The sequence below is a fragment of the Rhizobium sp. SG570 genome (assembly GCF_012275345.1).
GTDB classification, from domain to species: Bacteria; Pseudomonadota; Alphaproteobacteria; order Rhizobiales; family Rhizobiaceae; genus Rhizobium; species Rhizobium lusitanum.
Genome location: NZ_JAAZQI010000024.1, coordinates 60,814 through 72,924, shown reverse-complemented (window position 1 = coordinate 72,924; position 12,111 = coordinate 60,814). Strand labels below are relative to the sequence as shown.

Below are 12,111 nucleotides of genomic sequence, written 5' to 3'. Positions count from 1 at the left end.
AAATTGCTTGAAAACAAACGGTCTAGACCGGCTCCAGCATGCCGAAGACTGCGACCACCCCGATGACAACAATGCCGAGAACGATTTCGGCGATACTTCCAAGGCGAAGCGCCTGCAAGGCGCGGCTTGGGTTGCGGCCGATCCAGGGCACGAAGACATAGCGATTGATGATCGCCAGCAGCGTCATGCCCGCGACCAGCGCGATCTTGATGGCAAGCAGCCTTTGATAGGGCGAGGACCAGTCGGTCGGCAGGCGTTTCAGGACCATGATGGTATTGAGGACGCCGGAGAGGATGACGAGCGCCACTGCCCAGTGTCCCGCATGCGAGAAGCGACGCAGCGCCAGTTGCGCGTCCGCCCTGCATTCCGGACGGCTCAGAAGCCGGAGAATGGAGATCAGCGGCACGAGCGCGCCCAGCCAGCCGCCGCCGGTCAGGACATGGAGGATGTCGTTGGCGCGTTGCGCGTAGCGCAGCCAGCCTTCAAGCATCGATGCATGTCCGGTCAAGGCAAGCGCGGCAAGGCCGAGGCCAGACCCCAGCGCCACCCCACGGCGGCGCCAGTCCTCCGGCGACAGGAAGACCAAAAGCAGAATGATCGCCGCAAGCGCCTGCGCCTGCCACGCTCGGCCAACCGTGGTATCGAACAGGACGTCATGGACCGTGCCGGCATCGAGTGCGTCGCTCCAGCCGTTGCCGATGGCAGCGGTCGCAGCCGGCAGCGAAAGCAGCGCCGTCAGGGCCGCGATCGCCGCAAGGAGGACGAAAGGGATCGCAAGGATGCGCCAGACCCGATCGGCGAGCGCCTTCGGCACCAGAAGAGACAGATAAACACAGGCACCCCACAGCAGCATCAGCGATGCGTCGTGAAAAAAGCGGCAGAGTTCGAGCGCTGTCGTCGGATTCATCAGGGCTTCACGGTAAAGTTACAGGCACTATTGATGATAGGCCTTCGGTCAGGGCTGGCTTCGTTTTTCATTATTGTAGGGCAAACGCGCAGATATCGTGCCAACAAAGCAGGGACGCCGGGCTCGCCACGCTCCAGCGAGCAAATATTCTCCCGTTGAGTTGTCAAGCGCGATAGGATTCCGGATACGCCCTGTCAACTTTCTCCATGCATAAAGGCGGCATTCGGGACGCTTTGCCGCAAGGCAGGCTGGTGTCGACGGCAAATGCCGGTCGAAACATCCGGCGAGAGCGCTGATTCCTGCTTTTCGGCAAAGAATCGTCGCTTTTGAGTCCTTTCTGCAAAGGTTGTTAAGGCGTTCCGGGGTGTACGCTCGAAAGGGAGTTTCATGTCGGCAGCTAGGACACGTGAAAAAATGGCTCATGGCTTCGGCCGTCACCGGCATCGCGAGCGGCTCGAGAATCTCGACATGCCCACCTACGTCATCGGCGACGTACATGGCCGGTACGATCTCTTGAGCTTGCTGGAGCGCAAGATCGTCGCTGATGCCGCCGGGCTGCCAGGGCGCAAGCTCATCATCATGCTGGGGGACTATATCGATCGCGGCCCGGCCTCGGCGCAGGTCGTCGGCCGGCTCATGGCGCCGCCGCCGAATGGCTTCGACCGCATCTGCCTGACGGGCAACCATGAAATGGAAATGCTCGCCTATATCGATGGCGAGATATCGCTGGATGATTGGGTGGCGCTCGGTGGTGCCGCCACTCTCAACTCCTACGGGGTGGATATCCCGACATTGCGGGAGCAATATCCGAGCCAGAAAAAGCTCGACACATTCATCCGAACCTGGCTTCCCGACGATCACATCAATTTCCTGCGCCGGTTGCCGATCCTGCTGGATACGCCGCAGGCTTTGTTCGTCCATGCCGGTATCGATCCGGACCGGCCGATTTCCGATCAGCAGGAGGCTGACCTCGTGTTCATCCGTTCGCGTTTTTACGACAGTGCGCAGCCGCTGCCGAAGCTGATCGTGCACGGTCACACGCCGGTCAAACGGGCCGAAGCCCGCGGGCTCCGGCTCAATCTCGACACCGGCGCTTTTCACACCGGGCGATTGACGGCGGCCCGGCTATGGCAGGGCCGCATCCACATTACCTCCACTTGATTTGCCGGCTTATAGATTGCCGATGCAGAGGTACTTCATTTCGAGATAGTCGTCTGCGCCGTGGCGCGAGCCTTCGCGGCCGAGGCCGGATTGCTTGATGCCGCCGAAAGGCGCCGTCTCTGAAGACATCAGGCCGGTGTTGATGCCGACCATGCCGTATTCCAGCGCCTCGGCAACCCGCCAGACCTTCTTCAGATCGCCGGCGAAGAAATAGGCGGCAAGGCCGAATTCCGTGTCGTTTGCCTGCGCGATCACGTCCTCGACCGTCTCGAACCGGAAGAGCGGCGCGACAGGGCCGAATGTCTCCTCGCGGGCGACCTTCATCGTCCGGTCGATGCCGGTCAGAATGGTCGGCGCGAAGAAGGTGCCGGCCCCTTCGATGCGCTTGCCGCCGAGGAGGACCCGTGCGCCCTTCGATACTGCGTCCTGAACATGGTCTTCGGCCTTGGCGACGCCCTGTTCGTCGATCAGCGGCCCGATGGTCACGCCCGGCTTGAAGCCGTCTCCGACCGAAAGCTCTGACACCTTGGCGGCGAGCTTGGCCGCGAAGGCATCATAGACGCTGGATTGCACATAGATCCGGTTGGCGCAGACGCAGGTCTGGCCGGCATTGCGGTACTTCGAAGCCAGCGCCCCTTCGATGGCGGCGTCGAGATCGGCATCGTCGAAGACGATGAACGGCGCGTTGCCGCCGAGCTCGAGGCTGACCTTCTTGATCTGGTCTGAGCACTGGCGCATCAGGATGCGGCCGACCTCTGTCGAGCCGGTGAAGCTGATCTTGCGCACCTTGGCATTGCCGCAGAGCTCACGGCCGATCGCCGGCCCATCGATGCCGACGATGATGTTGAGAACGCCGGCCGGAATACCGGCCTCTTCGGCAAGCACGGCAAGCGCAATCGCCGTCAGCGGCGTCTGTTCGGCAGGCTTGGAGACAACCGTGCAGCCGACTGCAAGCGCCGGCGCAATCTTGCGGGCGATCATCGCCGCCGGGAAATTCCAGGGCGTAATCGTGCCGACGACTCCCACCGGCTGCTTGATGACGACCATGCGCTTGTCGCTGGACGGCGCGGGTATGGTTTCGCCGTAGATACGCTTGGCCTCTTCCGCATACCATTCGACATAGGACGCGGCGTAGAGGATTTCACCCTTTGCCTCCGGCAGCGGCTTGCCCATCTCGGCCGTCAGGATCGCCGCCAGTTCATCGGCATTGGCGATCATCAGATCGAACCACTTGCGCAAGAGGACGGCGCGTTCCTTGGCAGGGCGGGCAGCCCAGGCGACTTGGGCGATGTAGGCAGCGTCGATCGCCGCTGTCGTCTCGGCGGCACCCATGTCGGGGAGCGTCGCGAGCACTTCGCCGGTGGCGGGATTGATGACATCGAAGGTCTTGGTCGCGCCGCCTGCCGTCCAGACGCCGTTGATATAGCCGGCGTCCCGCAGGAGCCGCGAGGAGAAGGGGACATGCTTGGTCATTGCGGTCGTAAACGACATGATATGCACTCCGACAGGTTTTCGCCCGGCAGGCCGCGCGGGCGGATCATAGAGAAAACGCGGAAGGGCGGCGGTTAGCGCGCGGCACTCGCCTCGATCATGGAGGCTTCGAGAATGTCGAGCGCCTCGCTGAACACGCCGTCCTGGATGGTGATCGGCGACAGGAAGCGGATGACATTGCCGTAGACGCCGCAGGTCAGCAGGATCAGGCCCTTGTCGAGAGCGATCAGCCGCACCTTGTTGGCGAAGTCGGCGCTGGGCAGCTTCGTCGTTACATCGTTGAATTCCACGGCATTCATGAAGCCGGGGCCGCGAATGTCGACGATCTCGGGCACCTTGTCGCGCAGCGATTCCAGCCGCTGCTTCAGCCGCGAGCCGAGCTGGTTGGCGCGATTGCAAAGATCCTCGTCGGCGATGACATCGAGCACGGCATGGGCAGCGGCGATCCCAAGCGGATTGCCGCCATAGGTGCCGCCAAGGCCGCCTGGTTCCGGTGCATCCATCACTTCGGCGCGGCCGGTGACGGCGGCGAGCGGGAAGCCGCCGGCAAGGCTCTTTGCCATGGTGACGAGATCGGCGGCGACCTCATGATGATCCATCGCGAACATCTTGCCGGTGCGCGCAAAGCCGGTCTGTACCTCGTCGGCGATCAGGAGAATGCCGTGCTGGTCGCAAATTTCGCGCAGCGCCTTCATGAAGGCTGGCGGCGCCGGATAGAAGCCGCCTTCGCCCTGCACCGGCTCGAGGATGATGGCGGCCACGCGCCGCGGATCGACATCGGCTGCAAACAGCTTCTTCAGCGTCGCCAGCGATTGTTCGACACTGACGCCGTGCAGCGGCACAGGGAAGGGCGCATGGAAGACATCGCCCGGCATCGGGCCGAAGCCGATCTTGTAGGGCGCGACCTTGCCGGTCAGCGCCATGCCCATGAAGGTGCGGCCGTGGAAGCCGCCGCCAAAGGCGATGATGGCGGAGCGGCCAGTCGCGGCGCGGGCGATCTTCACGGCGTTTTCGACGGCTTCGGCGCCTGTCGTCACGAAGATCGTCTTCCTGGCGAAATCACCGGGAACGATCGCATTCAACCGTTCGGCCAGATGCACATAGCTTTCATAGGGCACGACCTGGTGGCAGGTGTGGGTGAAGCGGTCGAGCTGTTCCTTGACGGCGGCGATCACGCGGGGATGGCGATGGCCGGTATTCACCACGGCAATGCCGGAAGCGAAATCGATATAGCGATGTCCCTCCTTGTCCCAGATCTCGGAATTTTCGGCGCGATCGGCATAGATTTGCGTCATCATGCCGACGCCGCGGGAAATGGCGGCGTTCTTCCGCTCGGTCAGGGTCATCGCTGTGGCTCCAAGGAAGGCGGTTTCAAATTAGCTTGCAGAACTTCTGCAAGTTCTTTAGAAAATTCCTACATTTTTCCTGCAAGATTTCAAGTGGGATTTTGTGCGGATGACAAGAATGCGCGAAGGTTCACGTAAGCGCTTCTTCCATGCTAAGCAGATCAAAAGACTAGAGATCAGGGATGATTGGCAAATGAGCAGTATCGAGCCCGAGCGCTCCCCCGTGCGCTACAAGGTGGCGGAAGCGGCGCGTCTCGCGGGCGTGTCGGCTTCCACCCTGCGGCTATGGGAAAGCCAGGGCCTGGTCGTACCCTTTCGCTCGGTGACCGGGCACCGTCAGTACAGCGCCGAAGATGTGGCGCGGCTGAAGCGCATTTCCTGGTTCCGTGCCGAGCGCGGCCTTAACCCGGCGGCTATCCGCGAGGCGCTGGAAACCGAGGATGCTTTGGGGCCAGCTGCCGACAATGGCGAACAGATGGCGCCTTCCGGCATCGGCCGCAAGCTGCGGGCGCTGCGCCATACGGCCGGCAGGACGCTGGAGCAGGTCGCCGCCGACATGGGAATAACGTCGTCGACGCTATCGACGCTGGAGCGGACCTCGCAAGGCGTCAGCTTCAAGACCCTTCATGATCTCGCGGATTACTACGGCACGACGGTCTCGCGCCTGTCGGGCGAAGAACGCGAGGATGTTCCGGCCCTGATCAGGGCGGGCGAGTGGCGCACCTGGCCGGCGACGACGCCCGGCGTCACTGTCCAGCTTCTGGCCGAAGGAAAGACGATGATGGATTGCCATCGCTTCGTGCTGTCGCCGGGCGCGGCCAGCGAAGGCGCCTATCGTCACGAGGGGGAGGAGTTCATTCACGTCCTGGCCGGACGTCTGGAGCTGGTGCTCGACAGCGATCAGTTCTTCGATCTTCTGCCCGGTGATTCCCTATATTTCGAGAGCCGCCGCTACCACTCCTGGCGCAACCGCCATGATGGTGAGACCATATTGCTCTGGGTCAACACGCCGCCGACATTTTGAGGGGCGAGCGGTATCGTCATCCCCCTGTCTGTTCTATAGAACGGACGAAAAGCGAATTCAGAAGACAAAGCCGGGAGAATCTCATGGCTGCCACCATCCGTTACCACGAAGGTGATATTTCCGCTGACGATGCCGCCCGCTACACCGGCGCCATTGCCGTCGATACGGAAACCCTAGGCCTCATTCCGCGCCGTGACCGTCTTTGCGTCGTGCAGCTTTCGCCGGGCGATGGCACGGCTGATGTCATCCGCATCGCCGCCGGCCAGAAGCAGGCCCCCAATCTCGTCGCCATGCTTGCCGATCCCGCCCGCCAGAAGGTCTTTCACTATGGCCGCTTCGACATCGCCGTGTTGTTCCACACCTTCGGCGTCACCACCACGCCGGTGTTCTGCACCAAGATCGCCTCGCGCCTCTGCCGCACCTATACAGACCGTCATGGCCTGAAGGACAATCTCAAGGAAATGCTCGACGTCGATATTTCCAAGGCGCAGCAATCGTCCGACTGGGCTGCCGAAAGACTGTCGCCGGCGCAGCTCGAATATGCCGCCTCCGACGTGCTTTATCTCCACGCGCTGCGCGCCAAGCTGACGGAACGCCTGCTGCGCGACGGCCGCATGGACTATGCGGACAACTGCTTCGCCTTCCTTCCCACGCGTGCCAAGCTCGATCTTCTCGGCTGGGAAGAGGCGGATATTTTTGCGCATAGCTGATAGCTTTGCCTGAAGAGCGAAACTCTCAATGAAAGCCGGTGCTGCGAAAGTGGCACCGGCTTTTCTCTTTAGCGATCTGTTAAGGAACTGACTGCTATCATATCGGTTGATTTGCTGCGTTCGACGGCGTTTTCCCGTTTCGCACCCCGGTTACCTGGCGTTCGAACATCGACCGGCCGCATGAGCGGACCCTGATTGACCCTGCCCCCCCGCTTCCATCGTCGCCTTGCCAGACAAAGGAGCATGTCATGTTGCTTCCCGTTGGTGCCGTGTCCGCCGTGGCTGCGCCTATTGAAAAGCCCGTCGTTGTGACGGCGGAGACTGCTGGCCTCCAGACAGCGGCAACACCGCTGGCCGTTCTATCGAGCACGATCAATGCCAACGTCGAGGGCAAGCTGAACATGCTGCTGGTGGCGGCACGCGAGCGGATGTTCGACAGCCTGCTCTCCGCCATCGACGCTGCCGGCGCGGCGCTGAACGTTTCACGTGAACCGGGCGAGAGCGATGCCGCCTTCGCGCAGCGCATCGCCGCCACGATCCGCAGCCTGCCGCCGCAACAGCTCGCTGAGGCACAGCAGCGGCTGAACGCGCAGACAAGCACGCCGATCCCGTTGCCTCTGCTGGCCAAAGCGTTGGAGAACCCGGAAAGCCCGCAAGCGCTGCAACTGGCTCTCAGCCTCGAGCCTGCGCCTTCCGCAGAACCCGACGCCGCGTTGAAGGCGGTCGTCAATTCCTACGGCCAGAATGCCGGAGAGCCGGAAAGCGTGGTAACGCAGATGCCGACGCCGGCCCTGACGCAGAAAGCAGCCGATACGGCAGCCCCGGCAGCATTGTTGACGGTTCCCGTGAAAGAAGCGGGGCCTTCTACGGCACTGCCTGCGGCGGCCCAGCCTGTCGCACAGCCGGCACAAGCGCTCCAAGAGGCACCGTCGCCGAGTGCTTCGGCTTCGCCCGTCCCCGCTGCAACCGTTCAAACGGCTCCGGCGCAAGCGATCGCACAAAGCGGATCGGCTCCGGCTCCGCAAGCAGCATCTGGCGCCAACGTCGACGCCAATGCGACCTTGTTGCCTTCGCAACTCGCGTCCCTTGTCGATGATCTGACTGCGGGGCCATTGCTGGCGGCGATCGCTGCCGAGACCAAGCTGCCGACTGAAGTCGAGTTGATCAGATCGCCGCTTACGCCGCCGCCGGTGCCGCGCGACATCCAGCAGATTCAGGCCGATATCAAGCAGGGGCTGCAGGTTGTCATCAACCCGCCTGTGGCGGCAGCCAGTTCGGCCCTTCTGCAGATCATCGGCAATCCGGCGGCCTCGGTCGAACAGATCATAGCGCAGGCGCTGACCGCCAATGGGGCAGGGCAAATGTCGCCCCAGCCACAGTCGGCCGTCGATGAAAGTGGCAGAAGCCGCCTTGTTGCGGCGGGCTTTACGCCGACAGCGCTGGCAGCTGAACCGGAGGCGTCTGTTTCCGTTGCGTCACTTGCCGGAAAGCCGCAGCCTCAGACATCAGCTGCAGCAGCAACGGCAACGTTCGATACGCCAGAGCAGATGGGAGTACTTGCCCCGATACCGCTGGGGGTTCCTTTCGTTGTTGCGAATTATCTGCCGGCGGCCACCCCCACCAAGGACGCCGAATCGAAACCGGTCGATCGCGTAGATCCTGTCGAAGACGAGGAAGAGGAGGAAGGCGAAGCGGCCAGCGACGGCGATAAGGAGCAGCACGAGACCGAAGACGATTCACAGGCTCCGGAATCATCGCCGCAGGCGGCTGAGGAGACCTCCGGCGATACGGAAGCGCAGCTCGTCTCTTCTCAGAATGCGGTTGTCGCGCCGGACCTGCCTGCCTTGCCGCAGCCCGCGCCGGCCGATCGCCCGCAGGATCATGCCTTCGATTTCTACCGCCGCATGGTGGAGTGGGAATAATCGGGAAGAGCGCATAGTACAGTCAAAGAAAAACCCGCCGGATCGCTCCGGCGGGTTTTTGTTTCGATAAGGCTTCAGCCGAAGATTATTCGGCGTTGCGGTTCTTCAGAGCCGCACCCAGGATGTCGCCGAGCGAAGCGCCCGAGTCGGACGAACCGAACTGAGCAACGGCTTCCTTCTCTTCCGCGATTTCCAGAGCCTTGATGGACAGCATGATCTTGCGGTCCTTCTTGGAGAAGTTGGTGACGCGGGCGTCGACAATCTGACCAACCGAGAAACGCTCCGGACGCTGTTCGTCGCGGTCACGCGACAGATCGGCGCGGCGGATGAACGAGGTGATGTCTTCGTGGCTGACGAGCTTCACTTCGATACCGCCGTCGTTGACTGCGATGACTTCGCAGGAAACGACTGCATTCTTGCGCAGGTCGCCGGAAGCTGCTGCTTCGCCGACTGCGTCCTTGCCGAGCTGCTTGATGCCGAGCGAGATGCGTTCCTTGTCGACATCGACGTCGAGAACGACGGCCTTGACGACATCACCCTTGTTGAACTCCTCGATGACCTGTTCGCCCGGACGGTTCCAGTCGAGGTCGGAGAGGTGCACCATGCCGTCCACATCGCCGTCGAGGCCGATGAACAGGCCGAATTCGGTCTTGTTCTTGACTTCGCCTTCGACTTCGGTGCCGGCCGGATGGTTGCGGGCGAATGCAGCCCACGGATTTTCGAGCGTCTGCTTCAGGCCAAGCGAGATACGGCGCTTGGTCGGATCGACTTCGAGAACGACCACTTCGACTTCCTGGCTCGTGGACAGGATCTTGCCGGGATGAACGTTCTTCTTGGTCCAGGACATTTCCGAGATGTGGATCAGGCCTTCGATGCCCGGCTCCAGCTCGACGAACGCTCCGTAGTCGGTGATATTCGTGACGGTACCGGAAATCTTCTTGCCTTCCGGATACTTGGCCTGGATGCCATCCCACGGATCGCTCTCGAGCTGCTTCATGCCGAGCGAGATACGGTGGGTTTCCTGGTTGATGCGGATGATCTGTACCTTGACCTGCTGGCCGATGGACAGGATTTCCGACGGATGGTTCACACGGCGCCAAGCCATGTCGGTGACGTGCAGCAGGCCGTCGATGCCACCGAGGTCAACGAACGCACCGTAATCGGTGATGTTCTTGACGACGCCGTCAACAACCTGGCCTTCTTCGAGGTTCTGAACGATTTCAGAACGCTGCTCGGCACGGGACTCTTCCAGAACCGTACGGCGGGATACGACGATGTTGCCGCGGCGCTTGTCCATCTTGAGGATTTCGAAGGGCTGCGGGTTGTGCATCAGCGGGGTCACGTCGCGGATCGGACGGATGTCGACCTGCGAGCGCGGCAGGAAGGCGATAGCGCCGTCGAGATCGACGGTGAAGCCGCCCTTGACCTGGTTGAAGATGACGCCTTCAACGCGTTCGCCAGCTTCGAACTTGGCTTCGAGCTTGATCCAGCTTTCTTCGCGGCGAGCCTTTTCGCGCGAAAGAACGGCTTCGCCCAGCGCGTTTTCGATACGCTCGACGTAGACTTCGACTTCATCGCCAACCTTGAGCGTGCCGTCCTTGGCGCGCGCACCGAATTCCTTCAGTGCGATGCGGCCTTCGACCTTGAGGCCGACGTCGACAACGGCGACATCCTTCTCGATGCCGGTGACGATGCCCTTGGTGACATAGCCTTCGGCGAGATCGTTCTTGGCGAAGGATTCTTCGAGAAGGGCTGCGAAGTCTTCGCGAGAGGGGGTAGTTACAGACATAAAATCTCCTGGCGTGTCCTTATTATGCATTTTTGGACACTGATGCGCCGGTGGTTCGTGTTGAACAGGCCTGACCCCAGTCCGCCTTCCCCTTGAGGGAAAGCTATCCGGCGCTTGGACGGAATGTCAGGCTTCATACAAATTGGCGACTCCGTGCGCTATAAGCACGCGACAGCCGCTCGCATTTTCAGGCATTTCGGCTCAGAGCGGTGTCGATGATCGACTTTGCCGTCTGAAACGCCGCTTCTATACTCATTTCTGAGGTATCAAGCAAGTACGCGTCTTCGGATGGCCGAAGCGGGCTGTCGGTGCGGCCCATGTCACGCTCGTCGCGGCGCTTCACGTCCTCGAAAATGGCTGCGTAATCGGCGCGGCCGCCGGCCTCGACGATCTCGTCGTAGCGCCGCTTCGCCCTGACCTCGGCCGAGGCCGTAACATAGAATTTCACCGGCGCGCCCGGGCAGACGACAGTGCCGATGTCGCGACCGTCAAGCACCGTGCCCGGCTCCCTGTCGGCAAAGCTGCGCTGCGCTTCGACCAGAGCCCGACGCACGGCCGGCATGACGGCGATCTTCGATGCCGCTTCGCCGATCTCGTGTTGCGACAGGATGGCCCGGTCGAGCCCGGCGAGATCGACCTTGCGCGCCATGGCCTCGGCGACAGTCTCGTCATCGAGGGGCAGGCCGGCATCGAGCAGCGCTTTGGCGGTTGCGCGGTAGGTGAGGCCGGTATCCAGATGGTGGAAACCATAGGCGTCCGCGATCCGGCGCGCCAAGGTCCCCTTGCCGGCTGCCGCCGGCCCGTCGATGGCGATGATCATTCTTCTTTTGTCCCTACCCTTTATCCCGATGTTACTTGCTGTAGCGACGCACGAGATCGGCCATCTCGGCGGTGTCGGTGCGATCGATCGCGTCGAGGCCGTCCGCCACGCCCTGCCGGTCGGCCAGCGGCCGGTTCTGGCTGACCTTCCATTTGCCGTCAATCGTTTCGATATCGATCTCGATGCCGATAATGCCCTTCAACTGCGCTGCGACGAATTCCGGCGGCGCGTCGTCGACCGCCCAGGGCTGCGAGCGGCTGTTCTCGTTCTCGCGCGTCAGCGCGCCGATCTGCGTGCGCAGCCAGGCGGGATCTTCGATTATCCGCGCGCTGCCGCGAACCTGGACGATGGCATAGTTCCAGGTCGGCACGACCTTGCCGGTTTCACGCTTCGTCGCATACCAGGACGGGGTGATATAGGTATCGGCGCCCTGGAAGACGACGAGCACCGGCGCGCCATCAGCGATTTCCCGCCACTGGCCGTTGGCCCTGGCGACATGGGCCTGCAGCGTGCCCTTCGGCGAAAGGCCCGTCTCGAGATGGAACGGCACTGGATTGGCGATCAGGCCGCCGTCGCCCGCGGTGATCAGCAATCCAAGCGCGTGGGCGCGGATGAGATCGTGTTGCGTACCGAGATCGTCTTCGCGATGGTGGGGCGGCTGATACATGGTTCCGGTCCGTTTGCTGTCTCCATCCTCCGGCGCTTCATGGCGCGCGGCTTCGGATGCTGTTCGCGCGCGATCTAGCAGTCCTTGACCTCGATCATCGCGCCCAATCTTGTCATCATATCAAGAAAATCCGGAAAACTGGTAGCGATCGTGCCGGAATCCTCGACCGTGACGGGGTGCCCGGCGGCAGGCCTCGTGACGAGGAGGCTCATGGCGATGCGATGATCGAGATGAGCCCCGCGGCTGGAACCGCCAGCACCGATCTTCGCCGGCG

General features: G+C 62.1%; 10 protein-coding genes and 1 pseudogene. 4 read left to right on the top strand and 7 right to left on the bottom strand.

Annotation, left to right across the window (positions count from 1 at the left end; translation table 11 throughout):
- Positions 1 to 22: 22 nt before the first annotated feature.
- Complete coding sequence (gene copD / locus FHT28_RS31625; protein ID WP_168598375.1) at positions 23 to 907, bottom strand: copper homeostasis membrane protein CopD; 885 nt, start codon at positions 905 to 907, stop codon at positions 23 to 25.
- A 414-nt stretch (positions 908 to 1,321) separates the two neighbouring features.
- Between copD and FHT28_RS31620 the strand changes: the two genes are divergently transcribed.
- Positions 1,322 to 2,068 carry a metallophosphoesterase gene (locus FHT28_RS31620; protein ID WP_037199308.1) on the top strand — a complete coding sequence of 249 codons (747 nt, stop codon included), beginning with the start codon at positions 1,322 to 1,324 and terminating at the stop codon, positions 2,066 to 2,068.
- 9 nt (positions 2,069 to 2,077) lie between these two features.
- Here FHT28_RS31620 and FHT28_RS31615 read toward each other — a convergent pair whose 3' ends face one another.
- Together FHT28_RS31615 and FHT28_RS31610 are read right to left on the bottom strand one after the other, a co-directional pair.
- The gene (locus FHT28_RS31615) at positions 2,078 to 3,559 is read right to left on the bottom strand and encodes an NAD-dependent succinate-semialdehyde dehydrogenase (protein WP_168598374.1); all 1,482 of its coding nucleotides are present in this window, start codon (positions 3,557 to 3,559) and stop codon (positions 2,078 to 2,080) included.
- 74 nt (positions 3,560 to 3,633) lie between these two features.
- Positions 3,634 to 4,905, bottom strand: a complete 1,272-nt coding sequence (locus FHT28_RS31610) for a 4-aminobutyrate--2-oxoglutarate transaminase (RefSeq protein ID WP_037199305.1) — start codon at positions 4,903 to 4,905, stop codon at positions 3,634 to 3,636.
- A 193-nt stretch (positions 4,906 to 5,098) separates the two neighbouring features.
- Between FHT28_RS31610 and FHT28_RS31605 the strand changes: the two genes are divergently transcribed.
- The 3 genes from FHT28_RS31605 (at position 5,099) to FHT28_RS31595 (ending at position 8,561) form a co-directional block, all read left to right on the top strand.
- A complete protein-coding gene (locus FHT28_RS31605; protein WP_047640555.1) occupies positions 5,099 to 5,929 on the top strand; it encodes a MerR family transcriptional regulator in 831 nt (276 codons plus the stop codon).
- Between the two features lie 83 nt (positions 5,930 to 6,012).
- Positions 6,013 to 6,639 carry a ribonuclease D gene (locus tag FHT28_RS31600; protein ID WP_168598373.1) on the top strand — a complete coding sequence of 209 codons (627 nt, stop codon included), beginning with the start codon at positions 6,013 to 6,015 and terminating at the stop codon, positions 6,637 to 6,639.
- A 248-nt stretch (positions 6,640 to 6,887) separates the two neighbouring features.
- A complete protein-coding gene (locus tag FHT28_RS31595; RefSeq protein WP_168598372.1) occupies positions 6,888 to 8,561 on the top strand; it encodes a hypothetical protein in 1,674 nt (557 codons plus the stop codon).
- A gap of 85 nt (positions 8,562 to 8,646) precedes the next feature.
- Here the strand turns inward: FHT28_RS31595 and rpsA are convergent, their stop codons facing one another.
- The 4 genes and pseudogenes from rpsA to FHT28_RS31575 all read right to left on the bottom strand — a co-directional run.
- Entirely contained in the window at positions 8,647 to 10,350 is a 1,704-nt protein-coding gene (gene rpsA, locus FHT28_RS31590; RefSeq protein ID WP_037199299.1) for a 30S ribosomal protein S1, read from the bottom strand.
- 187 nt (positions 10,351 to 10,537) lie between these two features.
- A complete protein-coding gene (gene cmk / locus FHT28_RS31585) occupies positions 10,538 to 11,170 on the bottom strand; it encodes a (d)CMP kinase (protein ID WP_168598371.1) in 633 nt (210 codons plus the stop codon).
- Positions 11,171 to 11,201: 31 nt separating this feature from the next.
- Positions 11,202 to 11,837, bottom strand: a complete 636-nt coding sequence (locus FHT28_RS31580; protein WP_037199295.1) for an FMN-binding negative transcriptional regulator — start codon at positions 11,835 to 11,837, stop codon at positions 11,202 to 11,204.
- A 74-nt stretch (positions 11,838 to 11,911) separates the two neighbouring features.
- Positions 11,912 to 12,070, bottom strand: a pseudogene (locus FHT28_RS31575) (3-phosphoshikimate 1-carboxyvinyltransferase); the annotation flags it as partial.
- Between the last annotated feature and the right edge of the window lie 41 nt (positions 12,071 to 12,111).